Here is a 25,886-nt window from a genome sequence, read left to right on the forward strand (position 1 = left end):
GCGGCGCTGGATTCAGCGACTGACGCAGCAAGGCAAGGAAGGATCAGGTCGTGAGCGACGCAATGGCACTCGAAAGAACGTCGGCGGGGGCGGCCGCGCCGACGCTGCGCGATCTCGAAACGCCGTGCCTCGTGCTCGACGCCGATCGCATGGACCGGAATATCGCGCGACTGCGCGGCCGTCTTGCCGGTTTCGAGGTGTCGCTACGTCCCCATCTCAAGACAGCCAAGTCGATCGAGGTTGCCAGGCGCGTAATGGCGTCCCCGGCGGGGCCCGCGACGGTCTCCACGCTCAAGGAAGCGGCCCAGTTCGCGGCGGCCGGCGTGCGCGACATGGTATATGCGGTCGGCATTGCGCCCGCGAAGCTCGCCCGCGTCCTCGACTTGCGGGCAAAGGGAGTGGACCTCGCCGTTGTGCTGGATACGGTCGAACAGGCCGAGGTTGTCGCCGCCGTGTCGCGCGACGCCAGCGCTGCTATTCCGGCGCTGATCGAGATCGACTGTGACGGCCATCGCTCGGGCGTGCTGTCGACGGATGCCGAGCGACTGGTGGCGATCGGCCGCGCGCTCGGGCAGGGCGCTGAACTGCGCGGCGTGCTGACACATGCCGGCGGAAGTTACGGCGCCCGGGGGGAATCAGCGTTGCGGCAATGTGCCGAGGCGGAGCGACGCGCGGTCGTCGATGCCGCCGCCGTCCTGCGCGGGGCTGGGCTGGCATGTCCCGTGGTGAGCCTGGGTTCCACCCCGACAGCCCATCATGCCACCGATCTTGCCGGCGTCACCGAAGTGCGGGCCGGGGTCTTCGTCTTCTTCGACCTCGTGATGGCGGGCATCGGGATCTGTGGCGTCGAGGATATCGCGCTATCGGTGCTGGCGACCGTGATCGGCCATCAGCGTGAAAAGGGCTGGATCCTGATCGACGCCGGATGGATGGCGATGTCGCAGGATCGCGGTACCGCGAAGCAGGCGGTCAACCAGGGTTATGGGGTGGTTTGCGACATGGCAGGTGACGCCTATCCCGATCTGATCGTCGCCGATGCCAATCAGGAGCATGGCATCATCACGGTGCGGCCGGGATCTGGCGCCTCCTTGCCGGATTTTGCAATCGGCGATCGCGTCCGGATCCTGCCGAACCACGCTTGCTCGACCGGCGCGCAGCATCGCAGCTACCATGTCGTTCGCGGTGTCTCCGACGTCGTCGAGGCCGAGTGGCCACGGTTCGGGGGTTGGTGATGGCGCATACTGACAGTATCACCACGCTTCTCACCGACGGCGCGCCGAAGCCGGCCGGCCATTATTCGCAAGCGACCGTCGCCGCCGGGCATGTCTATGTCTCAGGGCAGTTGCCGATCCGGCCCGATGGTGTGGCATTGCCGGACGAGGGCTTCGAGGCCCAGGCGCGACAGGCCATCGAGAACATGCTTGCCATCCTCGCTGCCGCCGGCAGCGGACCGCAGCATCTGGTGCGCGTGACCGCCTATATTGTCGGCGTCGCCCACTGGCCCAATTTTAACGCGGTCTACGCCGCCATGCTCCCCGACGCGCGTCCTGCCCGCACAGTCGTGCCGGTACCTGAGCTCCATCATGGATTCCTGGTGGAGATCGATGCCATCGCGCTCGTCGCGAACGGCGACTGATTTCATCACCTGCCCCGCGGCAGTCTGAGCTGCGATCAGGCGGGTCGGTAGATGGCGTAGACCTTCTTCACATGGGTCTCGCTCAGCCATGAGCATTCCGCACCCTGCTCGACCAGGAAGATATCACCTTCGTGGAAGGTCCCGATCCGGCCGGCGCCATCCTCGAAGGTCACCGCGCCGTCGAGCAGGTGCATCAGCTCGTAATGACGATAGGGCATGGCGCGGCGATGATAGGGCGTCGAATCCCAGGTGCCACAGACGAACTCGCCATTGTCGGATCGATAGTCGGTGTGATTTCGGCAGGAAGGCGTCGGCCCGACCAGCAGCGCTGCGAGCGGCGCACCCGAAGGTTCAAGTAGCGCGGCCTCGTCAATCGGCAGGAGCTGGAGAGCACCCGGCGCTCCCGTACAGCGCATCACGATGGCACGGGTGCCCATTGCCGCCGACCAGGTGAACGAAAGGCCACTCGGCAGCACCACGCTCCGGCCAGCCGCCGCCGTGAGCCGTGCGCCCTCGCTCTCGAAACTGACCGTTCCTTCCAGCACGATCACGAACTCGTCGGCTGCCAGGCGCTCGATGCGCCCTTCGCCGGTCAGCGCCAGTGCTGCGACCTGGACCGGACCTGCCGGCAATTCGAGCTCGGCCCGGGCCGAAAGCCAGGCGTCGGCGCCGTCGTCGGACGGAATGGATGCCGCGGTAGCGAATGCGCGCAGATCGACAAAACTGCGCACCTTGCCGGACGCGACGATATCCAGCGTGGTCACAGGCCGAGCAGTCCGGGCAGGCCGGCGATGCTCGGAATATCGTGGACCTGATAATAGGCGTTCAGCGGCTCGTGCCCGCGATTGACGAACGCCTTCATCGTGATCCCGAGATCATAGGCGGTCATCAGGTCATAGCGGAAGCTCGATGAGCAATGCAGCACGTCCTCCGGCCCGCAGCCCAGCATGTCGAACATATATTCGAACGGCCGCATCCGCGGCTTGTACGCCTGGGCTTCCTCGGCGGTGTAGGCCGCGTGAAAAGGCGCCTCGAGCCGGGCGACGCTGTAGGGGATCAGGTCCGTCATCGAATTGGACAGGATGACGAGCGGAAACTCCTCGGCCACCCGCTTGAGCGGGGCGACGACGTCGGGATGCGGATCCCAGGTCGGCACGGCCGCATAGATGGTCTCGGTGTCGCTATCGCGATACGCGATGTTCCACTTCTTGCAGGTCCGTCGCAGCGAGCCCTCGACCACATCCTTGTAGGGCTTCCAGGCACCGAGCACCTCATCGAGGCGATAGGCCGAAAAGTCCTGGCAGAAAGCATCCATCGCGGCGGCCTCGATCCGGTCAGCGTAAAGCACGCGGGCTATTGGGGCCATCTGGAAGTAGATCAGGGTACCGTAACAATCGAAAGTAATGAACTTCGGCCGAAGATTTGCCATGTGTCGCTCCTGTCGGGTGCTGATGAGGTCGTGCGAGTTTTCAGCTCGCGTTCGGCTGGATGAGCTTCCGGTAGAAGCCGCTGATCCTGAGCGTGATGGTCACCGGCGCTTCGCCCTGGTTGCGCCAGTACCAGCCATGGATTCCCGGAAAGGGGGCCATGAAGCTGCCCTGCGCATCGGTCATCCCTTTCTGTTTCCAGTAAGTCGAGAAATCCTCGGATGTAAGCGAGCGCTCCCCATGCATATCCATCTTCACCGGTCCGGTGGCCTTCCAGCTGAAGACGAACTGATCGCCGGTCTGCATCTCCGCCTTGATCTCAATGCCGGCGTGGGGTGCCAGCGTCAGCGTTCGCTCGTCGCTGCGATAGGGGGTCGCCCGAATGATGGAGTCGCGTGTCTGCGGCGGGACAAGGACCGGCGCGACCGGCGCGGCCGCGCCGGGTGCGGATATTGTCGCGATATCGGCATCCTCTGCCTTGGCGTTGAGGGCGGTGAGGCCCAGCAGATGGCCGGCGCCGGTCGGATCGATGCCATATTCCGCCGGCAGCACGAACAGCATCAGGATAGCGGTGCCGGCCACGAGGGCGGCGATCGACGCCTGCGCCAGGCTCCTGCCGCTGGCGCGATAGGGGATGGGGACGGGGGCGTCGATGGCAGTGGCGGCGTTCATGCGGCGTGCTCCATGGCGAATCCGGTGAGCTGGTAACCGACAAGCACGACGCCGGCGGTCATCAGCAGGGCGTTGGCCACGAGCACGCTGCGGTTGAAGCTGCGGCTGCGGCGCCAGAGGGTCATCAGGATGAGGATGATGCTGAGTGCGATGAACTGGCCGATCTCGACGCCGACGTTGAAGCTGACCAGATTGGCGAACAACCCGCCACGCGAAACGACAAGATCCTGGAGCTTGGTGGCGAGGCCGAAGCCATGGAAGAAGCCGAAGATCAGCACTGCCGCTTTCGGGTTCGGCTCGAAGCCAAGTACCGTCTTGAATGCACCAAGGTTGTCGAGGGCCTTGTAGACCACTGACAGGCCGATGATCGCATCGACCACGAAAGCGTCGGCGCGGATGTTGGTAAGTACGCCCAGCAGCAGCGTGGTACTATGGCCGATGGCGAAGAGCGTGACGTATTTGCCGACGTCCTTCAGCCGGTAGAGGAAGAAGATTACCCCGAACAGGAAGAGGAGGTGATCGTAACCGGTAACCATGTGCTTGGCGCCGAGATAGATATAGGGGATGATGTTGATGCCCGGGTGGGTCTGTATATAGGCCTTGTCGCTCTCCGCGACGCCGTGCGCGAAGGCCGGATCGGCGAGACACGCGATGGCAAGCAGTGCGATCGCACAGGGCCCCGCGCGTAGCGGCCATCGCCGCAGGATTCCTCGCACTCCGTCCATGCACACCCCCTTTTCTTGCTGGACGCTGCCCCGGCTCGTTGCCGCCGGAGCCGCATTCCTCATTTGATGGTGAAGGTGGTTCCCAGGTGAGCCTGGCTCTTTTTGTCGATCACGAGCACGGCGATCTTGGTGCCCGCCGGCGCCTTGATGGCGGGGCCGTCAAAACGGTTTCCGGATGCCGGTTTCAGCATGATGTTCTGCAATTTGCCGCCGATGTTCACCGTAAGCTTGGCCGTCATCCCGGAGGCGACAACCGGATCATCGTCATCGATGACATAAAGCTCGAGCGTCTTGGGTTTCATGACGAGTTCGAACAGCGTCTCCCCGCTCATCGAGACGATGCCGCCATGCCTGGGCTGGGTTAAGCCGTGCGCCAGGATGGGCTGCGCCATCAGGGCAATCGTCACGGCCAGGGCGGCGGTCAGGATTTTCTTCATAGTGTATCTCCGAGGGCTCGGGCGATCATTCGGGTGCGTGCGCGAGCACAAAGGCAAGCGTCGCTGTATTCTCGATATGGTCATAGCGTTTCGGGTCGTCGGTCGGCCCGTTGAACACGGCCTGGACGACGTTCAGGCCCTGGTTGCGGACGACCAGGGTGACGGTGCCGTCTGCGGCGGTTTCGACCGGCTTCGCATCGGGATCGTTGACGAGATCGTTGATTACCTTGGCGCCGGCTGCCGGCTTGCCGTGGTACAGCACCTTGTAGGTCAGCTTCTCGCCGAGCATGGTGGGGATGGTTCCGACCGGCACGATCTGCAGGGCCTGATCGGCAAGGGCGGGGATCGGCTTGTCGAGCGGCCCCATGATGGCGACCGAATATTTGTAGTTCTTTTCCGACAGGGTGGCTTCCGGCATCTCGTCGCGGCCCTTCTTTTCGAACTCACCGGTGCCGACGCGCGACCAGATGCCGTTGAAGAAGACGACCGACAACACGGTCGGCTGCTGCTCGGTGTCGACCAGTACGATCGGCCCGGCGATTCGCGGCGTTGCCTTGATCGGCTGATAATTTGCATCATAGCCCGTCATCTTCTCGATCAGGGCGAAGCGCTTGACGGCATCGAGATCGTCCGCGCCGACACCATAGATCAGAGCGGTCTGCTTGGCGCGCTGTGCGAACCAGACGGCGTGCGCGTTGAGCGGCGCCGTAATGATTCCCGAGAGTACCGTAGCGGCGACGAGAAGCTTCAAGCTGCGCATGACATGTCCCTTTTGCTTTCGCGCCCGGACGGCGCCTTCCAAAGGAGCTTAACGGTCCCGAACAGGAAGAATGGGTTTTTTGCCCCCCGGCGCTGGCAGGATCGCTGTCCGCGAGCGACACGCGCAGCATAATCCGCCGCCTTGCATTCCGTCGCACGACCCTTTCAGGTTTTCATGCCGTGAGACGCCCTGGTCGTTGCCTGCACCATTGGCGACGGATTTGAAGATCCGGCTCACCGCCGACTCCCGCCATTTCCGGTGCGACCGCGCAGATAGGGCGCCACGCTGCCTCGACCGATCGCTCAGCGGCTTTCGCAGGCGGGTTTTGAGTTGGGCGAAGACCTGTCTGATGGAGCTGATTCAGACCATTCACAGTACGTCCTAATAGGAGAGGCTGAATGTCGCATCACAGTACGTCCTAATAGGAGAGGCTGAATGTCGCACGGACGGTACGGCCGAACTCCGGGCGGGCCAGGAAATAACTGGTGCCCATGCCGCCGGCATCGAATGACCCCGCTCGTGGATTGCCCTCCGTCAGGCCGAGCGCGTTGGTGAGGTTGGTGACATGGAGCGCGATCGCCAGGCGATCGGCGATCTTCGCGTTCACATCCATGTTGATCAGCGCATAAGGCGGTAACCGCTGCGTGTTCGCGATGTCGGCAAATCGGTCGGAATAGCGCACGAATTCCGTGTCGATGCGCAGCCTGCCGGCGAAGAGGCTCAGGCTCGGGGTCACCCGGAGGGACAGCTTGGGTACGCGGATCAGCTGATTGCCGGTGACGTCGCGCGTGACGGGCAGGCCGCCCGCCAGCTCGATATAGCTGAAATTGCGATAGCGCGGATCCTGAAGCGTTGCCTGCACGTCGAGCTTCAGCGGGCCGGCCAGGTCGGCATGTCCCGCCAGCTCGAGCCCGATGGTCGAGGTATCCGCGATCGATGTCCGTTCGACATAGGTGTTCGACGCCGTATCGAAGCGATAATCCGTGAACGGCAATCGCGCGAAATGAGTCCCGAAGGCGACAGCGGAAAGGGTCCAGCGCCGATGTCGCACGGTGAGGCCGGCTTCCGCCATCGTGATCGGGGTGACGGCTTCGTCGGTACGGTTCGGATAGGCGTTGAACTCGCTTGCGCTCGGCAGCCGGGCGATCCGGGTCAGCCGCAGGAACAGCCCGGTGCTCGGGGCGGGGCGGAAATTGACCCCCGCCGTCCAGTTGAATCCGGAAAAATGGCGGCGGATCGGTTCGATGACGCCGTCGCCGGTAAGCACGGCATCGTCGGCGAGCGTCGCGGCGTCGCCGAGATTGACGGGGGTGCTGCCTTCGACGCCGCCGCCGATCCGGATCTTTTCCCAACGGCCGCCCAGATCGATGCGCCATCGGGGCGCAAGTTTCCACTCGTCGGCCCAATAGAGTGCAAGGTTTGACGATCGCAGCGAGACAGCGTCGAACAACGACCCATAGCGCACGAATCCATTGTCGGTCAGCGCGCCGATCTCCCGGCCGTTCCGATCGACCGCCGCGACGTCGAGACGCCGGGCCTGGCCGAGCACATCGAGCAGGACGGTTCCCATTGTCCGGTCGAAATCCAGCCTGGCACTGTCATAGGTCAGGCCGAGCGCGATATCGTGATGGCCCCATCGGTCGAAGCGGCGCGTCAGCCTTGCATCGGCAATGAATTCCGTCATCGGCATCCAGACCGACAGCAGATTGGCGCCGACGACCAGGCCGTTGCCGTTGCTGTCCGGCAGAAACGGCGTGCCGGTGTCGGCGTAGCGGATCGTCGCGGCGGCTGTACCCGGAAAGGCTGCCTTGAGCTGCGGCATCACGCTCGCGAGATAGTCGCTGCCCGTCATCGGCCGGCCGATCGGAAACAGCCCGTTGCGCAGCGTGCTTCCGGTGCGCAGCCTCGCGGTGATGTCCACCGCGCTCCGGTCATCCAGCGCGAGCCGACCGCTCATCGTGTAAAAGGTGATGCGGCTGCGGGTTCCCTGGGACAGGTCGAAATCCCTGGGGCCTGTCGCCGTCTTGAAGGGGACATGCACCTCGTCCGGTCCGGCCAGCGTATCCGTCAACGGATCGAATCCCGGAACGGCGCGGACATTGCCGCTGCCGTCGAACTGAAGCGGGACGGGCAGATAGAGGATGACGCGATCATCGAGTCGCTTGACGTTGAACGACAGGCGCGCGCGACCATCGTCATAGTCGATCCCGGCGCGAATTTGTCCGCCCCGGTCGGCCGGATAGCCGGAATGGCGCAGACCGTCGGCCTGACGATAAAAGCCACCGAGCGAGACGCCGAGGTTCGGTGCAATCCGCGCGCCGGCGAAGCCGTCGACCCGCTCGTATCCGAAGCTGCCGGCGGTCGCCGACAGCGTGTAGCCCGGGTCGCGCAGCCCGGTGCGCGTGACGAAATTGATGCTGCCGCCCGGGGCGTTCGGCATGAAGATCGCGGAAGGGCCGCCGCGCACCGCTTCCACCCGGCTGATGGTCGAATCGATCCGGTAGATCTGGTCGGTGTTCAGATAGCCGAGACCGCCGTCATATTGGACCGGTAGGCCATCCTCGAGCAGCGCTACCGAAGTATAGCCGTCGGTCGGGATACCGCGCGACCGGATGTTGTTGCTGGCCTCGCCGCCGGTCGATTCGACCCAGAACCCTGGAACCTGCTTGAACAGGTCAGCGGTCGACAGGGGACCCTTGCGCGCCAGCGCGGGGCCGTCGATCCGGGTTATCGCATAGCTCAGTTCGGTTTCGTCGAGGGGGGCTTGGCTCGCGCGCCCGGTCACCACGATATCGGCCTGCGGCGGAATCGGCGGTCTTGTCGATGAGGGTGCGGGGGCCGGCCTTGGCGGGGCAGGGCGCGTGATCGTCCGGGCTGGCGGCGCGGCGCCCGCCGCGCGCAGGATGACCAGGCGATCGGTGATGCGAACGATCTCGAGGCCGCTCCGGCGCAGCAACCGGTCGAGCGCCATGCGAATCGGCACCCGGTCGCGCAGCGCCGTGCTGCGCCGTCCCGCGGCGACCCCGTAGGGGTAGAGGATCTGGACCCCGGCCTGGCGTCCGAGCTGATCGAGCGCGGCCGCGAGGTCCTGCGCGGGGATATCGAATTGAACGGATCGCTCGGCTGGCGCGGCCTGGGCCGGCATGAGGGGGATCGCGCCCGCTCCGGACAGGATGGCGCCAGCCAGGCAGGCAGCACGCCGGCCCGGTGGCCCGATCATGGGGAGGAAGCCGCGAAGCCGATTCATGATTCCTCAGTGGCGTCGGCGCGCGACAGCTTTGTGTCACCCTGGCCATTTCGCCTGGCGCGTGTCGGTCAGGTGCGTCTGCGGAACAGCAGGATCCGGTCGCCCTGCCGGCGATGGTCGATGTCGAAACCCTCGCGGAGCGCCAGCAGGAAATTGTCGGGGTCGTCGATCCGGAATTCGCCGCCGAGCCGGGTCGTGGCGAGATCGGGCTGCTGCAGCACGATCTTGTCGGGAAGGTATCGGTTGAATTCGGCGATCGCCCGATCGAGCGGCATGCCGTTGAAGACGATCCGCCCGCTCTGCCAGGCGGTCGCCGCGGCAATCATGTCGGAAGACAGGGCGTCCAGGCGTGCGCTGCCGCCGCTGATCGTCAGCGCGCTCCCGGCATGGATCGTTTCAGCGAGCGTACCGCGATAGGCGGCTGCGGCCCGGCCGGCCAGAACCATCAACTGGCCGCCGGTCGGCTCCAGCCGGAGGCTGAACCTGCCTTCGCTCAGACGCGCGTCTATCGGGTCGCTATAGACGCGAAATGGTTGCTCGGCCGCTTGGACGAGCAGGGCCGCTTCCCCGCGCTCGAGCCAGAATTCGCGCCCCTCGTCAAATCGCCAGGCAATGCGCGTATCGGTGTTGAGCATCGCGTGGCTGCCGTCGGGCAGGCGAACGGTCCGCCGCTCGCCGACCGCCGTCTCGGCGAAGGCACGGCGGGGCCATGCCAGAAACGCGCCGCCCCCGCCCAGACCCAACAGGGCGGCAATCGCACCCCCGGTGACGGCACGGCGCGATACGGTTCTTTGCGGGACGGGATCAGACTCGGATACGATCGGCTGACGCGTGTCGGGAGGTTGATCCAGCAGGGCGGAAAGGCGCGGATCAGCCGTGCGCCGCCATGCGGCGGCGGCCTGGGCAAAGGCTGCCGCGTGCCGAGGATCCGCATTGCGCCAGGCGTCGAACGCCTGCTCGTCGACGGTGCCGCAATCGAGCGCCACCAGCCAGTCGATTGCCTGCTCCCTCAGCCCCGCTCCAGCCTTTCCTTCGTCTCCCATGCAGATTCTTGCTCCGTCCTCGCCCGCGCTTCCTGTTGATCCAACCGCTGCACTAACAGGCGAAGAGCCTTGACCAGATGTGTCTCTACCGTGGAGACGGAGATATTCATTCTTTCCGCTACTTCGGCCGGCGGCAAGCCCTCAATTCGCCGAAGATACAAGGCCTCGCGCATGCGGGGCGGCATTTCCTGCATGGCCTTGACCACGCGATTCAGCTCGGACCGGTCCATCGCCACCACATCAGCGGTCGGTTCCTGATCCGCGATCTCCAGCGTGTGCAGGATCGCGCCCTGGTCGAGGCGAACCACCTCGGCACGGCGGAATCGTTCGATCGCGAGGTTGCGGACGACCCTGATGGTGAAAGCGTGCGGGTTGGCGATCGACGCCCAATCCTCGAGAGCGAACAACCGCGCATAGGCCTCCTGCACCAGTTCCTCGGCCTCGTCCGGCTGCCTGACAAGGCTGACCGCGTAGCGCAGGGTCTGCCGGTGACAGGGGAAGACATGGTCGGCAAACCAGATGTCGATGTCGCGCAGCCAGGCCATGGTATCGGCGCCCCCCATCGGAATCGGTGATGGGCTTCGCCTAGAGCGCTGCTGTTACAGATGGTTGACAGTTCGGCGACACTGATAGCGCCGAAAAAAAATTCGGGCGGCAGTAGCGGAAATCGCCGCCCGCCCCGTCTCCCCGACGAAGCCCGATCGAAAGCACTTCACCGACGCGCGGCCGCGCGCCGGAACGACCGGTCGCGACCCTCGCGCTCCGGGAAGACCATGAGCAAACCGACCAAAGGGGAATATGATGAAGCCGTTGCTGATGACGTCGTCGCTGCTTGCCATCCTGTGCGCCGGAACGACGCCCGCCTGGGCGCAGGACGCTCAATCCCAGCCGAAGGCGGCCAATGCACCGGAGACACAGGGCGGCGCGCCTGAGGACATCATCGTCACCGGCCGCGCTGGCACCGGTGACCGAACCAAGGCCGAGATGAGCTATTCGGTCACCCGCATCGGCGAGGAGACGCTGCGTCTGCAGGCGCCGACCAGCGTCACCGAAGCGCTGAAGTCGGTTCCCGGCTTCTGGGTCGAAGCCTCGGGCGGCGAGGCGAGCGGCAATGTCCGCGCACGGGGCGTGCCGGTCGACGGCTTCGGCTCGATCCAGCTGCTCGAGGATGGCATTCCGGTCCAGCACGATCCGGCGCTCGGCTATCTGAACGGCGACCAGGTGTTTCGCCTCGACGAGACGATCGAGCGGATCGAAGTGGTGCGCGGCGGCCCGGCCTCGCTCTTCTATTCGAACGCGCCGGCGGGCGCGGTCAATTTCATTCCCCGCCGGGTGGGCGACCAGGCGGAAGGCCTCGTCAAGGCCACGCTTGGTGCCGACAGCCAGTACCGCATGGACTTCTGGGTGGGTGCGCCGGTCGGCGAGTGGAAGCTCGCAGTGGGCGGCTTCTACCGTTCCGAAGGCGGCGTCCGCGATCCCGGCTTCACCGCCAATCGCGGCGGCCAGATCCGCGCCACCGTGTCGCGCGAATGGGAGCGCGCCAAGTTCAGCCTCGACGTCAAGCGGATGGACGATATCGTCGGCTTCTACACCGGCATCCCGATGCGCACCTATCCCGACGGCAAGATCCGCGCGGTGCCGGGCTTCGACGGCCATTACGGCACGGTCGCCGGGCCCGAGACCGAGCGCGTCCGCATGATCGAGGGCGATGGCAGCATCTATAATTTCGACAACAGCGTCGGCACCCAGGTGAAGCGCACCCAGATCACCGGCAAGTTCGAGTTCGAGCCCTGGGACGGCTGGAAGATCGCCAACACCACCCGCTACAACGATACGACGACGCAGCGTAACGGGGTGTTTCCCAACACGCTGCAGAGCGCGGCCAGCCTGTTGCAATCGCAATCGGCCCTGCTCGGCCAGGCGCCGGGCGCGACCGCGCTTCAGTTCCGCTACGCGACCTCGCCCGGCCAGGTCTTCGACACCGCCAACCAGAATGGCAACGGCCTGGTCATCGTCGGCGGCCTGCGAGGCCTGACGATGCCGGTGAAGGAGGTCATGAGCGATACGCGCTTCTCGTACCGCTTCGAGATGGGTTCGATGACCCACGACATCACCTTCGGCTATTATTTCGCGCATATCGACGAGGATTTCAGCCGCTATTCCTCAACCGCGCTGCTCGACGTGCAGGACAATGCCCGGCTGCTCGATCTCGTCGCGGTCGATGCCGCCGGCAACGTCGTCAGGACCTTCACCGACCATGGCATCTACAAATATGGCTATGAATGGGAAGATGCGCATGGCGAGCAGACGACCAACGCGCTCTATTTGTCCGACGAATGGCAGATCACGCCCAGGCTGCGCGTCGACGGCGGGGTGCGTTGGGAGACGATGCGCGCACGCGGCACGGTTGCGCTGAAGAAGACGGTCAATCTGGGTACGCCGGCGACGTCGTCGATCATCACCGGCAGCGGCGTCTATGCCAATTACGACAATGATTTCAGCCATGCGACCTGGACGCTTGGCCTTGACTATCAGTTCAGCGGACATGCCGGCCTGTTCGCCCGCTACACCTCGGCCAACCGGCTGCCGAGCCTGGGCAATTACGTCACCAGCCCGACGGCGAAGCCGATCGTCCAGACGATGGATCTCGGCGAAGTCGGCCTCAAATATGCCAGTCCGCTGCTCGATCTCTACGCGACCGGTTTCTGGACGAAATACAACAACGTCTCCTTCACCAATTATCGCTTCGATCTGAACACCGGCGCCTCCGTCAGTGAGGCGCTCTATGCCAACACACAGACGTTCGGCGTCGAGCTGGAAGGTACGCTGCGCCCGGTTCGGTGGTTCGATCTGTCGGGCACAGCGACGCTCGAGGAGCCAAAATATAAGGGCCTCACTTATGTGGACGCCACCGGCAAGTCGTTCGACTATGACGGCAATCGGCTGATCCGCGTGCCGACCGTCAGCCTCCGTCTCGTACCGGGCCTGAACTTGCTCGACGGGCGCTTCCGGTTGCAGGCGTCATGGGAATATGAAGGCGCGCGTTATGTCGACACCGCCAATTCGGTACGGTTGCCCGCCTATGCCACGATCAACCTGAGCACGCGTTTCGATATCTCGAAAGGGCTGTCGGTCTATGGCTATATCGACAACGTCAACAACTCGCTGGGTCTGACCGAAGGCAACCCGCGCGCCGGCGAGGTGCAGAATGGCGATGCCGGCGCCAACACCTTCATCGCGCGGCCGCTGATCGGGCGGAATTTCCGCGCGGCGCTGATGTACCGCTTCTGACCATGACCATGCGTCTCGCGTCAGCCCTTTTCGCCGCCCTCGTCCTGCTCGTACCTGCCGTCGCGCGGGCCGGCGAGGCGAGGGCCCCAACCGACCGGGCTGACGCGCGCATGCCGTGGCGCGTGCTCAAGGGCGAACGCACGCGCGCCAGCTACGAACATTATACCGAGCTGCCGTTTGATCTGCCGGCGGGAGTCACGCGGCTGACCATCCGCTTCACCTATGGGGGCAAGGAGCAGCGCTCCGTCATCGACCTTGGGCTTCGCGATCCGGCGCGCTTCCGCGGCTGGAGCGGCGGCACCCGCGATCATATGACGCTCAGCACCGAGGACGCGACGCCCGGCTATCTCCCCGGACCATTGCCCGCCGGGCGCTGGAATCTGGTCCTCGGCGCCCCCAATATCCGCGAGGGCGCGCGTGCTCCCTATGAGGCGCAGATTTTCATCGAGCGTGCGGCGACCGTAACCGAGTTTGCCGATGCACCGATCCTGGCGAAACCCGGCTGGTATCGCGGCGACCTCCACATGCACAGCGGCGACAGTGACGGAAGATGCAAGGCACAGTCCGGCGCGAGCGTACCTTGTCCCGTCTATCGCACCGTCGAGGCGGCAGCAGCCCGCGGCCTCGATTTCATCGCACTCAGCGATCACAATACGACCGCACACTTCAACGCGTTGCGCGAGCTTCAGGGCGCGTTCGACCGGATGCTGCTCGTGCCCGGCCGCGAGATCACTACCTTCTGGGGCCATAGCAACGTCTTCGGACCCACCGACTTCCTCGATTTTCGCATGACCGGCCCGCACTGGGACCAGGCCCGCAAATGGATGGAGGCAGTGCATCGCGAAGGCGGGATCGTATCGATCAACCATGCCGGTGCTCCCTCCGGCGAATTGTGCATGGGCTGCGGCTGGCGCGTCGACGATTTGCCGGACGGCGCGGTGGATTCGGTCGAGGTCGTGAACGGCGGTACGATGCGGGAAACGCGAACGGCCGACAACGCGCTCCAGGGAATGGGCTATTGGACGAAGCTGCTGAACATGGGCCGCCATGTCACCGGCATCGGCGGCAGCGACAGCCACGAGGCGGATCGACCGGCCAGCGAGGCCGGCGCCGTCGGGAGCCCCACCACCATTGTCTATATGAGCGAATTATCGGTGCACGGCTTTCTGGCCGGCATCAGTTCGGGCCGAGTGTTCATCGACGTCGAGGGCACGCGGGACCGGTTCCTCGACCTGTCGGCATCCGCAGGCCATCAACATGCGATGATGGGGCAGACGCTACGGCTGCACCCTGGCGAGCCGGTCCAGTTCGCGGCCGAACTCAAGGGCGTGCCGAGCGGCACCATGCAGCTGGTGATCGACGGTCAAGCCGAGACGGCGCATCGCGCACTATTCGACGCAGGCCACCCCCTATCGATCGCGCCATGGCGGAGCGATGGTCGCGCCCATTGGATCCGGGCGGATATTCGTGACGACCAGGGGCGCCTGCTGTTGATCGGCAACCCGATCTATATCGCGCCGGTGAGATAGGATTGCGCTGCGGTTTTCCGAGGCGAAAAAGCGCTCGCCCGCGGTGGGTGTCCGCCGAGTAGCAGACGCGGATCGGCATGTGACGCGCCGTGACACGCTTATTTTACCTGAGGAAATGGTGGACGCACTTGGGCTCGAACCAAGGACCCGCTGATTAAGAGTCAGCTGCTCTACCAACTGAGCTATGCGTCCATACCGGGCAGCAACAAGGGCGCGTTGGAGGCGCCGCCGCTTCGGGGAGGGCGCCGGTTAGCACCCGTTGCCCGGCTTGCAAACAGTTTTTTTGCCTGTCCGCGCGATCTTCCTACCAGCGCACCGCCTGACGGTTCTGGCGGTCGATCGACATCAGGATGCCGATGCACAGCAACACCGACATCTGCGCCGAGCCACCGAAGCTGATGAGGGGCAAGGGCACGCCGACGACGGGGGCAAGGCCCATCACCATCGCCATGTTGATCGCGACATAATAGAAGATCGTCGATGCGAGGCCAGCCGCGGCGAGGCGGGCGAAGCGGGTCTGTGCGCGGAGACCCACCGAGATTCCCCATTGGATGATCACCATGAAGGCGAGGATCAGCCCGATTCCGCCGATCAGGCCCCATTCCTCCATCATCGTCGCCAGCGCGAAATCGGTATGGCCCTCGGGGAGGTAATCAAGATGACTCTGAGTCCCGTTGAGGAAACCCTTGCCGAGGATGCCGCCTGAGCCGATCGCGATCTTCGACTGGCTGATATGATAGCCGATGCCGAGCGGATCGCTCTCCGGGTTGAGGAAGACCATGATCCGGTTGCGCTGATAGCCGTGCAGCACGAAATTGACCGCGAGCGGCACCGCGGCGCCGACCGCGAGCGCACCGCCGAGGAACAGGCGGATCGGCACGCCGGCGAGGAACATCATGGTGATGCCGCCGATCGTGATCATCAAGGCGGTGCCGAGATCGGGCTGCTTCATGACGAAGGCGGCCGGGACCAGGATCAGCAGAGCCGCCGGCCAGATCGCACCGAAGCGCCGCGTCTCGTTGGGGGGCAGCGCATCGTAGAATTTGGCGAGCGCGAGGATGATGAACACCTTCATCAACTCGGAGGGCTGAAGCCGGAAGAAGCCGAGATCGAGCCAGCGCTGCCCGCCGCCGCGCACCGCGCCGACCAGCTCGACCAGCAGGAGCATCACCACCAGGCCGCCATAGACCGGCAGCGCGATCATGCTCCAGGTCGATTCCCGCACCCGGGAAAGCCCGATCGCGCAGGCCAGGAAGACGAAGAAGCGAACGCCCTGCGACAGCGCCCAGGGCCTGATCGAGCCGCCGGCCGCTGAATAGAGCACCAGCAGATCGAAACAGCCGATCAGCAGCACCAGCAGGATGATCTTCCAGGGCAGCTGAGCGAGCGGGGCGGGGACGAAGTTCAGGCCGCTCACCGTTCGTCCTCCGTCGAGCCGGTCTGGGCGACGCCGTCGCCATGCGCGGTCGCGTTGGCGAGCGCCTCGGCGGTGGCGTCGGCCGCGTTGGTCGCGTTGGAGACCGCCGGGGCATCGGTCGGGGCGTCCGCATCAGTCTCGGTCTGCGCCGCAGCGATTGGGGGCGGGGCGTTTGCGGCGGCGCGATAGGCGGCAGACTCGGCCGCCATCCGCGTCTTGATGTCGCCGCCCCAGGTCGGCTCCACCTCGGCGAGCGATTTGAGCGCTCGCTCGCGATCGAGCAGATAGGTCATGATGTCGCGGCCGATCCCCGGGGTATCGAGGTTGCGGACGGTATGGCCGTTATGCTCCAGCACCACGGCGGCGGCATAGCGCGGCTTGTCCGAGGGCGCGAAGCAGATGAACAGGGCATGGTCGCGCATCTTGAAGGGCAGTGCCGCGTTCTTGATGACGCCGGTCGCGCGCTCGGCCATGGTGATGCGGCGCACCTGGGCTGTGCCGGTCTTGGCGGAGATCGTCATGCCGGGAATTTCGAGCCGCGCCGCGCCGCCGGTGCCGCCGTCATTGACCACGGCGAACATCGCGTCGCGCACGATGGCGAGATGGGCGGGGTCCATCGGGAGCGGATCGGCCGGATGAATCTGGTTCATCAATATGCTCGGCTTGAGCGACCGGCCCGAGGCGAGGCGCGACGCCATCACCGCGAGCTGCAAGGGGTTGGCGAGGACATAGCCCTGGCCGATCGAAGCGTTCAACGAGTCAGCGACCGTCCAGTCGGCCTTGTAGCGCTTTTCCTTCCACGCCGCATCGGGGACGGTGCCGTAGCGCTGGCTGTTGAAGGGGAGCTCGAATTTCTGGCCGAGGCCGAGCCGGCGGGCGATCGGCGCGATCCGATCATAGCCGACATCGCGCGCCATCTGGTAGAAATAGATGTCGCAGCTCTGCGCGACGCCGCGCCGCATGTCGACCGGTCCGTGGCCGCCCCGCTTCCAGCAATGGAAGGTGCCGTTGCCCACCTTGAGGGCGCCGGTGCAATGGACGACCTGGTTGGGCTGGACGCCGGCTTCGAGCAACGCCAGCGCGTTCATCGGCTTGACGGTCGAACCCGGCGGATAAAGGCCCTGGAGCACCTTGTTCATCAAGGGCACATGATCATTGTCCGAGAGCATCTTCCATTCGAGATGGCTGATCCCGTCGGAGAAGCTGTTCGGATCATAGGCCGGCATCGAGACCATCGCGAGCATCTCGCCGGTCGCGACATCGATCACCACCGCCGAGCCCGAATTGGTGCCGAGCCGGCGCGCGGCATATTCCTGAAGGCTGGCGTCGATCGTCAGCCGGGCATTCTGGCCGGGCACGTCGGGCCGGGTTTCGAGCTCCTTGACCAGCTTGCCGCGTGCCGTCACCTCGACGCGCTTGGCGCCGGGCCTGCCGCGGAGCTGCTGCTCGAGCGTCTTCTCAAGCCCGTCCTTGCCCAGCTTGAAGCCGGGGGTGACCATCAGCGGGTCCTTGGTCGCCTTGTACTGCTCGACCGACGCAGCGCCGACATAGCCGGTGAGGTGCGCGACAGCGGCGCCCGCCGGGTAGCTGCGGGCAAAGCCGCGCGAAGGGGCGACGCCGGGCAGTTCGGGCAGCCGCACGCTGACCGCGGCGAAACGCTCGAGATCGAGATTCTCGATGACCTGGACCGGCTGGAAGCCTTGCGCGTGCTTCAGATCAGTCATGATCCGATCGACCTCCTCGGGCGGGAGGCCGAGGATCTCGCGGAGGAGGCCGAGCGTGTGCTCCTTGTTCTCGAGGCGGTCGGGAATGAGATCGACGCGGAAATCGGTTCGGTTGTTGGCGATCGGCACGCCGTGGCGGTCGACGATCCAGCCCCGGCGCGGCGGCACCAGGGTCATGTTCACGCGGTTGCTCTCGGAGAGCAGGCTGTAATGCTCGTTCTCGGCGACCGCGATCCAGGTCATGCGCCCGGCGAGCAGCAGGCCGATCACCGCCTGGCCGCCGCCGAGCACGAGGGCGCGGCGCGAGAAGCTGTAGGTCTGCTGCGCTTCGGTGATCATCCGGTCCGGGCGGCCCATACGGACTTCGCGGTTCATGTGCGCCGGCCCTTCACGCGCCCTGGCGCTTGCGGTCGAGCCAGACGCAGAACCGCGCGACGAAGGGAAAGAGGAGCGATGCGATCACGAACTGGAACAATAGCACGGTATCGACATGCGCGCCGAGCGGGGTTGCGATCAACCGTCCGGCAATGAGGCAGAAGCCGATCGAGCCCGAGGCGATCAGCCAGTCCTGCCAGAAATCGCGGAAGACGAGGCGCTGGTCGATCAGGTCGATCACGAAGAAGCAGAGAGTCCAGAGGAGCATTGCATTGCCGAGCGGCTGGCCGCTGAGCAGGTCGTCGAAGAAACCGAGCGGCAGGGCTGCCCAGATCGGGAAGACCGCCGGGCGAGTCAGCCGCCAGCCGAGCAGCATCATCAATGCGAGCGGCGGCAGGATCGGGAAGCTGGTGATGAACGGCCAGATGGTGACCAGCGAGGCGAGCATCACCGAGGCCGCGGGCAGCATCCGGGCGGCCGCGGGCGGCGGGGCTGCATCGAACGGGCCCCGTGTCGGCGCTCTCATGGCGCCGGCGCTGATTTGGACGGGGGCGCGGGGGCCGGTGGCTCAGGCGGCATGAAGGCCTGCTGGACAAGCGCGAAATCGAGCGTGTCGGGCTGCGCATAGGTCCGCGCCAATGCTATATCGCGCGACCGCCTGATCACCTGGGCGACCGGCACGTTGGGCGAGTAGATGCCGCCCGCGCCCGAGGTGACGAAGACGTCGCCGGGCTCGAAGGCAATCGCCGCAGAGGCGGCGGAGCGGATGTCGAGCAGTCCGTCGCCGCGCCCGGCGGCAAGCGCCGGCAGGCCGTCCCGGGTGCGACGGACGGGTACGATGCTCTCGGGATCGGAGAGGAGCAGCACGCGGGAGCTGTTCGGGCCGGTCTCGAGGATACGGCCGATCAGCCCTTCGGGGCCGCGCACCGGCTGGCCGACCCTCACGCCCTGCCACGATCCGGCGTTGAGCACGGCATAACGCCGCGTGCTGGCGGCCGACGAGCTGACCAGCCGCGCAGCGACGACCGGGCCGGCGATATATTCGCGCATGTGGAGCAGGCTCTTCAGACGGCGATTCTCATAGGAGAGCGAGCGTGCGCGCATCAGCATGGCGTGGATATCGTCGAGCTGCTTCTGGAGCGCGACATTCTTGTCCCGGACAGCGACATAGCTGCCGATCGAGGAGGGGACCGAGGCGATGCCGCGGCCGACGCCGGCGATGCCCGAGGAGACCGGCGTGGTCACCTCGGCCATGCTGGCGCGGAGCGCGGCGAAGGCGGGGGGGTCGAGCGTGGCGAGGGCGAGCAGGACCGCGCCGACGAGCGAACCCGCAACGGCGATCACATAACCCAGGAAGAGGCCGTATTGCGCCCGCCGCGAAAAACCCGGGCGCCGGTTGCGAGACGGCGCCATCATTCCCCCATCCAACTGCCCGGGAGCCCCCTATGGGCCCAAGGGCTCAACAAACCATCAAGCGCTATGCAGGACGCCACGGAAGACCGGGTCCTCGAGCGCACGGCCGGTGCCGAGCGCGACGCAGGTCAGCGGATCGTCGGCGATCGTCACCGGCAGGCCGGTTTCGTCGCGCAGCACTTCGTCGATACCCTTAAGGAGCGCGCCGCCGCCGGTGAGCACGATGCCCTGGTCGACGATGTCTGCCGCGAGCTCGGGCGCTGTGTTCTCGAGCGCGATGCGGACGCCCTCGACGATCTGGCCGACCGGCTCCGAGAGCGCCTCGGCGATCTGGCCCTGGTTGATCTGGATTTCCTTGGGCACGCCATTGACCAGATCGCGCCCCTTGACGTGGATGGTGAGGCCGATCCCGTCTGGTGGCGGCTTCGCCACGCCGACTTCCTGCTTGATCCGCTCGGCGGTCGCATCGCCGATCAGGAGATTGTGGTTGCGGCGGACATAGGAGACGATCGCTTCGTCCATCTTGTCGCCGCCGACGCGGACCGAGGTGGTATAGGCGAGGCCGCGCAGCGAGAGCACGGCGACCTCGGTGGTGCCGCCGCCGATATCGACGACCATCGAGCCGATCGGCTCGGTGACGGGCATGTCGGCGCCGATCGCGGCCGCCATCGGCTCCTCGATCAGCCACACCTGCGACGCGCCCGCGTTCGAGGCGGCATCGCGGATCGCGCGACGCTCGACCGAGGTCGAGCCCGACGGCACGCAGATCACGATCTGCGGCCAGCGCAGGAAGCGGCGCTGCCCGCCATGGACCTTGTGGATGAAGTGCTTGATCATCTGCTCGGCGACATCGATGTCGGCGATGACGCCGTCGCGAAGCGGGCGGATCGCCTGGATGCTGTCGGGGGTCTTGCCCATCATCAGCTTGGCGTCCTCGCCCACTGCCTTGACGCGCTTGACGCCGTTGATCGTCTCGACGGCGACGACTGATGGCTCATTGAGGACAATGCCTCGCCCGCGGAGATAGACGACGGTGTTTGCGGTGCCGAGATCGATCGCCATGTCGTGCGACATCATTCTGAAGAACCGCGAGAAGAAAGCCATTTGTCGTTCCGTTCCAGGCCGGCCCATGCGGGTCGCGGCAATTCGCACTGTCTCCCCCGACACATTCACGACCGGCCTGCCAGAGAGGGAATTCCACGCTCTGGTTTCCGGTAGATGCGGGTCGCGGGATGCCGTCGCTTGGGCTAGAGCACCAATCATGTCAATACGCCGCCTCCCTGAACATCTCGTCAATCGTATCGCTGCCGGTGAAGTGGTCGAACGGCCCGCCAGCGCGTTGAAGGAACTGGTCGAAAACGCGATCGACGCCGGCGCCCGGCGGATCGCGATTCGTCTCGTGGCGGGCGGCACTGAACTCATCGAAGTGACTGACGACGGGCATGGCATGAGCCCGGCTGAAATGGCGCTCGCGCTGGAGCGGCATGCAACATCCAAGCTCCCCGACGAGGCGATCGAAAACGTCACGACGCTCGGTTTTCGCGGCGAGGCGTTGCCGTCGATCGCGAGCGTCGCACGGCTGACGCTCGAGAGCCGGATGCGGGGGGCCGAAGGCTGGGCGCGCGTGGTCGACAATGGCGCGCTGGTCTCGGAGGGGCCGGCCGCGATTCCGCCCGGCACGAGGGTGCGCGTCGAGGCGCTGTTCGAGCGGGTGCCGGCGCGGCGCAAGTTCCTGCGCTCGGGCCGTGCCGAATATGCCGCCAGCCTCGACGTGGTGCGCAGGCTCGCGATGGCGCGGCCCGATATCGGCTTTTCGGTCGAGCATGACGGCAGGCGGTCGCTGACCGTGACGGGCGGGGAGAGCCTGCCCGAGCGGGTGGCTGCGCTCACCGATCGCGGGATGAGCGAGAATGGGGTGGCGATCGATCTCGAGCGCGAGGGGCTGAGGCTCGGCGGGATCGCCGGGCTGCCGACCTTCAACCGTGGGGTCGCCGATCATCAATATCTGTTCGTCAACGGCCGGCCGGTGAAGGACCGGCTGCTGGTCGGCGCGGTGCGCGGCGCCTATGCCGAAATGATGCCGCGCGACCGGCACGCGATGGTCGCCCTGTTCCTCGAAGTGCCGGCCGATGCGGTGGATGTGAATGTCCACCCCGCCAAGACCGAGGTGCGGTTTCGCGAGCCGGCGATGGTGCGGGGGATGATCGTGTCGGGCCTCAGGCGGGCGCTCGACGAAGCGGGCCATCGCAGCGTGCAGCGGCCGAGCGAGAGTGCGCTGGCGGCATGGACCCAGGAACCGGCCGCCGCCGCAGCGCCCGATTTGTGGGACGCGAGCGGGGACGGCCGCCAATGGGAGGCGCCACGGCCCGCAAATCAGCACGCCGTGTTCGATCGCCGCGCCAGCTTCATCGCGCCCCCGATGGCGCGAGCCGAGCCGGCTTATGCACCGCCGCCCGACACCGTCTCCTTCCCGCTCGGCGTTGCGCGGGGGCAGGTGGCGAAGACCTATATCGTTGCCGAGGCCGAGGACGGGCTGGTGCTGGTCGACCAGCATGCCGCGCATGAGCGGCTGGTGCTCGAGCGGATGCGCAAGGCAATGGCGCATGGCGGGGTCGCCTCGCAGGCGCTGCTGCTCGCCGAAGTGATCGAGCTCGACGAGCCCGCCTGCGACCGGCTCGAGGCGCGCGCCGCCGAGCTGAATGAATTCGGGCTCGACCTCGAACGCTTCGGCCCGCGCGCGATGCTGGTGCGCGGCGTGCCGGCGATGCTGGGGCAGGGGGATGTCGTGGGGCTCGTCACCGATCTGGCCGACGAGCTTGCCGCGTTCGACGAGGCGCTCTCCCTGCGCGAGCGGCTCGATCATATCGCGGCGACCATGGCGTGCCATGGCTCGGTGCGCGCCGGGCGCGTGCTGTCGGTCGCCGAGATGAACGCTTTGCTCCGCGAGATGGAGATCACGCCGCATTCGGGCCAGTGCAACCATGGCCGGCCGACCTGGGTGAAGCTTGCGCATGGCGATATCGAGAAGCTGTTCGGGCGGAAGTGACGGCGGGAGCTGCTGCCGTCGGCTCCCTGTTATGGCGCCATAACAGGGAGGAACAGGGAGGCATTCTTCTTTTCGGCCGTTTCTCTGGCCATTTCCAGCCGGTTTTTTTCCGAATTATGTCCTTTGTTTTCAGTGCTATGGAAGCCATTCTCCCTGTTATACGGAACAGGGAGCCGCACGTGTCGGAACAGGGAGGCGTGTTGGAGATAACAGGGAGGCGCGACGCCGGAACAGCGAGGGGCGGCTGGGCGGTGTTTTGAAACGGTTGGCGTGCGGTGCGCATCATGGGCGACGGCGCTGGCATGAATTGGCGTCGAGTTGAATCGCGCCACCTCGCAGCAGGGCAAAACCAGTGTAGATGACGGCCATGCCAAGGGCGTTCGAGCGATTGTACGGAAGGCGCGCTTATTTCGGCGCGAGCCTCGTGTTGCTCGCAGCCGCGCTGCTCCTGCCGTGCGGCGTGGCGGCTCTGGGTGGACCGGGCTGGCTGGGCGCCCTGCCTGCACTTGCGTTTCTGATCCTGCTGACGATCATCACCTATGGCCGGCTGCGGGATGCCGGGCTCTCGGGCAGCTGGATCGTCTTGATGCTGTTCACCTTCGGGGTCGGCCTACCTGGACTGGTCCGCCGCCGCTCATTTTCCACCTCGGCGATCTCGTTAACCTGATACCGGTGATCCTGGGTTGGGCGGTGGCTGCCCGCGCGGCGCCGGAGGCTGACCCCGAAGCAGCGCTTCCGACGAGTGGCTGATCGAGGCGCCGAAGATCGGGTGCGCTTTCCTGCCGGGTTGCGGCGGTTCGTTCGGCGTTGCGGTGAAGATAATCCTGTTCGCCTGCAGCCAGAACCGGCGGCGTGGTCCGACCGGCGAGCGAATTTCGTGCATCACGCCGATCATCGGGAGAATCACGTAATGCCCGGCAGTCGCGAATGCGGAATCATGCGTCATCGATTTCGGAGGTGGAAGGCACGATGATGCATGCAATCATAATTGGCCGCGAGGGCGCCGCTGCCAGCGCTGCGGTGAACCGTCTATGGGATGCCGGGTACCATTCGATCTTTCGCGTCGATGAGCCGAGCGAGGCACCCGCGCTGCTCGCATGCGTTCACCCCGACCTGATACTGGCCCTTCCGGATTCGGTCGTGCCGGATTCGATGAATATGCTGCGCAGGATCAGCAAGGCCGCCGACGCGCCAGTCGTTGTCGCGAAGCTCGATGTCGAGCATGCGCTCGGATGCCTGGGGCCAAGCGAGGTCGAGGAATCCACCTATCTGCCGCCGCGTCGGGAATATGCGCTGCCTCTGGCGGCGTGAGGAACCGGCGCCTGGGCGTTCCGGCGCTCAGTGCGACACCTCGGTTTTTCACCTGTCCTGCAGGCAAGGAGCTTGGCGAACGACGTGCTGCCGCGCGCCGGCGGGCAACAAGCGGAGCACTTTCCTTTTCTGCTGAGCAGCGCGGCTGCCAACGGGCGCGTTCGTCCCTCAGTTCGGCGCAAGTGCCGATTGCATATCTGTTGAATAGGAATAGCCTCGCGCGTTGGGGGGTGTGCCGGCTGGCGTCACCCTGATGCGCCCGTCGTTACACCTCAGCTCAGATGCGGGAGACATGCGATGCCGTCCTTTGCCCTGCCCAATGCCGAGCTTATCGATATCCTGACGCTTTCCGACAGCGGCGATCCGGCGCCTGGCTGGGCTCGGGCCTGGGCCGAATCGGTTGCCGTCCATGCCCATGTCGAGGTCGGGCCGCGCCGCGCCGCGCGCCGCAACCTCTGGGCGCTGCGACTCGACGAGGCGGTTCGGCGCACCGAGCGGCCGGCGGTGATCGTCGCCTATGGTGTCAGCTGCTTCGCGCTCGCCTGGTGGGCGCGACTTTCGCCCACATCCTATGTCGAGCGGGTCGCGGGCGCACTGCTCGTCAGGCCGTTCGGCGCGAGCGTCGCGCTCTCCTCGCAGGGCGCGCGCGACTATGCCGGGCCGCGCACGCGCTTCTCCTTCCCCTCGATCGTTGTCGGCGACGGCGAGAGCGACACGCGCGCACAAGGGCTGGCGTCGTCCTGGGGAAGCGCCTTTGTCGGGTTCGACGGGTTCGATCGCGAGGAGGAGGGGCTCGGCGCCCATGCGCTCGGGATCGGCACCGGGCTGATCGAGCGGCTGGCCGGCACCCGGGCGGCGGCGCCGCCTCCCAAGCGCAGCTTTACCCCGCCAAACGAGCAGGCCGATTGCCCAGCCGCCCTTCCGTGACGCACAGACCGGGCGTGGGATTGGGTGTGGAATTGGGGCGGGGGCATGGGAGAAGAAGGATGTCCACGGCCGCACCCTTTGTCCCTGAAGCCGGCTTGATCGGATTCCCCGGGCGGCAGCGCCGGCCGTGATCAACCCGCTTTATTCGCTTGCCGGCCTGTTCATCGGGCTGCTGGTCGGCTTCACCGGGGTCGGCGGCGGATCGCTGATGACGCCCCTGCTGATCCTCGCTTTCGGCTTCCACCCGATCACCGCGGTCGGCACTGACCTTCTCTACGCCTCGATCACCAAGACCGCCGGGACGGCGGTGCACGGCCTGAGCGGGACGGTCGAGTGGAAGATCGTCCGCCGCCTGGCGATGGGGAGCGTGCCGGCGACGGCGCTGACCCTGCTGGTGCTCGCCTTTGCCGGCCGACGCTTCGACGGGACCGAGCATGTCATCACCGTGGCGCTCGGACTGGCGCTGATCGCCACCGCCATCGCCATGCTGTGCCGCCGCCGGATCATGGCCTATTTCGAACGCGGGGTAGAGCGGCTGACGCCGCGGCGGATCGGGCGGTCGACGATCGTGCTCGGCGCCGTGCTCGGGGTGCTCGTGTCGCTTTCCTCGGTCGGCGCCGGCGCGCTCGGGATGACCGTGCTGCTGGTTCTCTATCCCAAGATGCCGGTCAACCGGCTGGTCGGCTCCGACATCGCGCATGCGGTGCCGCTGACGCTGATTGCCGGACTCGGGCACTGGGCGATGGGCTCAGTCGATTTCGGGCTGTTGCTGTCGCTGCTGATCGGCTCGATCCCCGGCATCATTGTCGGCAGCCTGTTGTCGAGCCGGGTGTCCGAGCGAATCCTGCGGCCGGTGCTTGCCGGCACGCTGGCGATCGTCGGCGGGAAGCTGATTTTCTGAAGCCG

23 protein-coding genes and 1 tRNA gene are annotated in these 25,886 nt (G+C 65.8%); 9 read left to right on the forward strand and 15 right to left on the reverse strand.

The window, feature by feature from the left end; genetic code table 11:
* Window positions 1-62: 62 nt before the first annotated feature.
* On the forward strand, window positions 63-1,232 hold the full coding sequence (locus tag ABD050_RS27815; RefSeq protein WP_343892924.1) for a DSD1 family PLP-dependent enzyme: 1,170 nt from the start codon (window positions 63-65) through the stop codon (window positions 1,230-1,232).
* Window positions 1,232-1,636, forward strand: coding sequence for a RidA family protein (locus tag ABD050_RS27820; protein WP_343892839.1), 405 nt, complete (start codon window positions 1,232-1,234; stop codon window positions 1,634-1,636). Before ABD050_RS27815 ends, ABD050_RS27820 begins: the two co-directional genes overlap by 1 nt.
* A 35-nt stretch (window positions 1,637-1,671) precedes the next feature.
* On the opposite strand, the gene ABD050_RS27825 is transcribed toward ABD050_RS27820, so the two are convergent.
* The 9 genes from ABD050_RS27825 to ABD050_RS27865 form a co-directional block, all read right to left on the reverse strand.
* The gene (locus ABD050_RS27825; protein ID WP_343892840.1) at window positions 1,672-2,400 is read right to left on the reverse strand and encodes a cupin domain-containing protein; all 729 of its coding nucleotides are present in this window, start codon (window positions 2,398-2,400) and stop codon (window positions 1,672-1,674) included.
* A complete protein-coding gene (locus ABD050_RS27830; protein ID WP_343892841.1) occupies window positions 2,397-3,065 on the reverse strand; it encodes a haloacid dehalogenase type II in 669 nt (222 codons plus the stop codon). The genes ABD050_RS27825 and ABD050_RS27830 overlap by 4 nt, the downstream gene beginning before the upstream one ends.
* A 40-nt stretch (window positions 3,066-3,105) precedes the next feature.
* Entirely contained in the window at window positions 3,106-3,735 is a 630-nt protein-coding gene (locus ABD050_RS27835) for a hypothetical protein (RefSeq protein WP_343892842.1), read from the reverse strand.
* Window positions 3,732-4,460, reverse strand: coding sequence for a HupE/UreJ family protein (locus tag ABD050_RS27840; protein WP_343892843.1), 729 nt, complete (start codon window positions 4,458-4,460; stop codon window positions 3,732-3,734). The genes ABD050_RS27835 and ABD050_RS27840 overlap by 4 nt, the downstream gene beginning before the upstream one ends.
* Window positions 4,461-4,519: 59 nt before the next feature.
* The gene (locus tag ABD050_RS27845) at window positions 4,520-4,897 is read right to left on the reverse strand and encodes a hypothetical protein (protein WP_343892844.1); all 378 of its coding nucleotides are present in this window, start codon (window positions 4,895-4,897) and stop codon (window positions 4,520-4,522) included.
* Window positions 4,898-4,922: 25 nt separating this feature from the next.
* The gene (locus tag ABD050_RS27850) at window positions 4,923-5,657 is read right to left on the reverse strand and encodes a DUF4198 domain-containing protein (RefSeq protein ID WP_343892845.1); all 735 of its coding nucleotides are present in this window, start codon (window positions 5,655-5,657) and stop codon (window positions 4,923-4,925) included.
* A 418-nt stretch (window positions 5,658-6,075) separates the two neighbouring features.
* On the reverse strand, window positions 6,076-8,904 hold the full coding sequence (locus tag ABD050_RS27855; RefSeq protein ID WP_343892846.1) for a TonB-dependent receptor: 2,829 nt from the start codon (window positions 8,902-8,904) through the stop codon (window positions 6,076-6,078).
* Between the two features lie 68 nt (window positions 8,905-8,972).
* Complete coding sequence (locus ABD050_RS27860) at window positions 8,973-9,947, reverse strand: FecR family protein (protein WP_343892847.1); 975 nt, start codon at window positions 9,945-9,947, stop codon at window positions 8,973-8,975.
* Window positions 9,914-10,492, reverse strand: a complete 579-nt coding sequence (locus ABD050_RS27865) for an RNA polymerase sigma factor (RefSeq protein WP_343892848.1) — start codon at window positions 10,490-10,492, stop codon at window positions 9,914-9,916. The genes ABD050_RS27860 and ABD050_RS27865 overlap by 34 nt, the downstream gene beginning before the upstream one ends.
* 256 nt (window positions 10,493-10,748) lie before the next feature.
* On the opposite strand from ABD050_RS27865, the gene ABD050_RS27870 reads away from it, so the two are divergent.
* Together ABD050_RS27870 and ABD050_RS27875 are read left to right on the forward strand one after the other, a co-directional pair.
* Window positions 10,749-13,238, forward strand: coding sequence for a TonB-dependent receptor (locus ABD050_RS27870; RefSeq protein WP_343892849.1), 2,490 nt, complete (start codon window positions 10,749-10,751; stop codon window positions 13,236-13,238).
* 2 nt (window positions 13,239-13,240) lie between these two features.
* Window positions 13,241-14,767: a CehA/McbA family metallohydrolase gene (locus ABD050_RS27875; RefSeq protein ID WP_343892850.1), complete on the forward strand. Its 1,527-nt coding sequence runs from the start codon at window positions 13,241-13,243 to the stop codon at window positions 14,765-14,767.
* A 116-nt stretch (window positions 14,768-14,883) separates the two neighbouring features.
* On the opposite strand, the gene ABD050_RS27880 is transcribed toward ABD050_RS27875, so the two are convergent.
* The 6 genes from ABD050_RS27880 to ABD050_RS27905 form a co-directional block, all read right to left on the reverse strand.
* A tRNA-Lys gene (locus tag ABD050_RS27880) sits at window positions 14,884-14,959 on the reverse strand.
* A gap of 112 nt (window positions 14,960-15,071) precedes the next feature.
* Window positions 15,072-16,184, reverse strand: a complete 1,113-nt coding sequence (gene rodA / locus ABD050_RS27885) for a rod shape-determining protein RodA (protein WP_343892851.1) — start codon at window positions 16,182-16,184, stop codon at window positions 15,072-15,074.
* Window positions 16,181-18,283, reverse strand: a complete 2,103-nt coding sequence (mrdA, locus tag ABD050_RS27890) for a penicillin-binding protein 2 (RefSeq protein WP_343892852.1) — start codon at window positions 18,281-18,283, stop codon at window positions 16,181-16,183. The genes rodA and mrdA overlap by 4 nt, the downstream gene beginning before the upstream one ends.
* 13 nt (window positions 18,284-18,296) lie before the next feature.
* A complete protein-coding gene (mreD, locus tag ABD050_RS27895) occupies window positions 18,297-18,752 on the reverse strand; it encodes a rod shape-determining protein MreD (RefSeq protein ID WP_343892853.1) in 456 nt (151 codons plus the stop codon).
* 53 nt (window positions 18,753-18,805) lie between these two features.
* Complete coding sequence (locus ABD050_RS27900; RefSeq protein WP_343892926.1) at window positions 18,806-19,696, reverse strand: rod shape-determining protein MreC; 891 nt, start codon at window positions 19,694-19,696, stop codon at window positions 18,806-18,808.
* A 57-nt stretch (window positions 19,697-19,753) separates the two neighbouring features.
* Window positions 19,754-20,800 carry a rod shape-determining protein gene (locus ABD050_RS27905; protein ID WP_343892854.1) on the reverse strand — a complete coding sequence of 349 codons (1,047 nt, stop codon included), beginning with the start codon at window positions 20,798-20,800 and terminating at the stop codon, window positions 19,754-19,756.
* A gap of 157 nt (window positions 20,801-20,957) precedes the next feature.
* Between ABD050_RS27905 and mutL the strand changes: the two genes are divergently transcribed.
* From mutL to ABD050_RS27930, 5 genes are all read left to right on the forward strand, one after another.
* Window positions 20,958-22,742, forward strand: a complete 1,785-nt coding sequence (mutL, locus tag ABD050_RS27910) for a DNA mismatch repair endonuclease MutL (protein WP_343892855.1) — start codon at window positions 20,958-20,960, stop codon at window positions 22,740-22,742.
* A 358-nt stretch (window positions 22,743-23,100) separates the two neighbouring features.
* The gene (locus tag ABD050_RS27915; RefSeq protein WP_343892856.1) at window positions 23,101-23,409 is read left to right on the forward strand and encodes a hypothetical protein; all 309 of its coding nucleotides are present in this window, start codon (window positions 23,101-23,103) and stop codon (window positions 23,407-23,409) included.
* A 302-nt stretch (window positions 23,410-23,711) separates the two neighbouring features.
* Entirely contained in the window at window positions 23,712-24,053 is a 342-nt protein-coding gene (locus ABD050_RS27920) for an ANTAR domain-containing protein (protein WP_343892857.1), read from the forward strand.
* Between the two features lie 297 nt (window positions 24,054-24,350).
* Window positions 24,351-24,980, forward strand: a complete 630-nt coding sequence (locus ABD050_RS27925; RefSeq protein WP_343892858.1) for an alpha/beta hydrolase — start codon at window positions 24,351-24,353, stop codon at window positions 24,978-24,980.
* A gap of 127 nt (window positions 24,981-25,107) precedes the next feature.
* Complete coding sequence (locus ABD050_RS27930) at window positions 25,108-25,881, forward strand: sulfite exporter TauE/SafE family protein (RefSeq protein ID WP_343892859.1); 774 nt, start codon at window positions 25,108-25,110, stop codon at window positions 25,879-25,881.
* Window positions 25,882-25,886: the final 5 nt, after the last annotated feature.

It is taken from the genome of Sphingomonas oligophenolica, from assembly GCF_039522915.1.
In the GTDB taxonomy this organism is placed as follows: domain Bacteria; phylum Pseudomonadota; class Alphaproteobacteria; order Sphingomonadales; family Sphingomonadaceae; genus Sphingomonas; species Sphingomonas oligophenolica.

Bases quoted from the DNA above. Each gene is read 5' to 3' on its own strand.
- ABD050_RS27815 (WP_343892924.1), top strand. From the start codon at position 63: ATGGCACTCGAAAGAACGTCGGCGGGGGCGGCCGCGCCGACGCTGCGC.
- ABD050_RS27820 (WP_343892839.1), top strand. From the start codon at position 1,232: ATGGCGCATACTGACAGTATCACCACGCTTCTCACCGACGGCGCGCCG.
- ABD050_RS27830 (WP_343892841.1), bottom strand. From the start codon at position 3,065: ATGGCAAATCTTCGGCCGAAGTTCATTACTTTCGATTGTTACGGTACC.
- ABD050_RS27835 (WP_343892842.1), bottom strand. From the start codon at position 3,735: ATGAACGCCGCCACTGCCATCGACGCCCCCGTCCCCATCCCCTATCGC.
- ABD050_RS27840 (WP_343892843.1), bottom strand. From the start codon at position 4,460: ATGGACGGAGTGCGAGGAATCCTGCGGCGATGGCCGCTACGCGCGGGG.
- ABD050_RS27845 (WP_343892844.1), bottom strand. From the start codon at position 4,897: ATGAAGAAAATCCTGACCGCCGCCCTGGCCGTGACGATTGCCCTGATG.
- ABD050_RS27850 (WP_343892845.1), bottom strand. From the start codon at position 5,657: ATGCGCAGCTTGAAGCTTCTCGTCGCCGCTACGGTACTCTCGGGAATC.
- ABD050_RS27855 (WP_343892846.1), bottom strand. From the start codon at position 8,904: ATGAATCGGCTTCGCGGCTTCCTCCCCATGATCGGGCCACCGGGCCGG.
- ABD050_RS27860 (WP_343892847.1), bottom strand. From the start codon at position 9,947: ATGGGAGACGAAGGAAAGGCTGGAGCGGGGCTGAGGGAGCAGGCAATC.
- ABD050_RS27865 (WP_343892848.1), bottom strand. From the start codon at position 10,492: ATGGCCTGGCTGCGCGACATCGACATCTGGTTTGCCGACCATGTCTTC.
- ABD050_RS27870 (WP_343892849.1), top strand. From the start codon at position 10,749: ATGAAGCCGTTGCTGATGACGTCGTCGCTGCTTGCCATCCTGTGCGCC.
- ABD050_RS27875 (WP_343892850.1), top strand. From the start codon at position 13,241: ATGACCATGCGTCTCGCGTCAGCCCTTTTCGCCGCCCTCGTCCTGCTC.
- mrdA (WP_343892852.1), bottom strand. From the start codon at position 18,283: ATGAACCGCGAAGTCCGTATGGGCCGCCCGGACCGGATGATCACCGAA.
- mreD (WP_343892853.1), bottom strand. From the start codon at position 18,752: ATGCTGCCCGCGGCCTCGGTGATGCTCGCCTCGCTGGTCACCATCTGG.
- ABD050_RS27900 (WP_343892926.1), bottom strand. From the start codon at position 19,696: ATGGCGCCGTCTCGCAACCGGCGCCCGGGTTTTTCGCGGCGGGCGCAA.
- ABD050_RS27905 (WP_343892854.1), bottom strand. From the start codon at position 20,800: ATGGCTTTCTTCTCGCGGTTCTTCAGAATGATGTCGCACGACATGGCG.
- mutL (WP_343892855.1), top strand. From the start codon at position 20,958: ATGTCAATACGCCGCCTCCCTGAACATCTCGTCAATCGTATCGCTGCC.
- ABD050_RS27915 (WP_343892856.1), top strand. From the start codon at position 23,101: ATGACGGCCATGCCAAGGGCGTTCGAGCGATTGTACGGAAGGCGCGCT.
- ABD050_RS27920 (WP_343892857.1), top strand. From the start codon at position 23,712: ATGATGCATGCAATCATAATTGGCCGCGAGGGCGCCGCTGCCAGCGCT.
- ABD050_RS27925 (WP_343892858.1), top strand. From the start codon at position 24,351: ATGCCGTCCTTTGCCCTGCCCAATGCCGAGCTTATCGATATCCTGACG.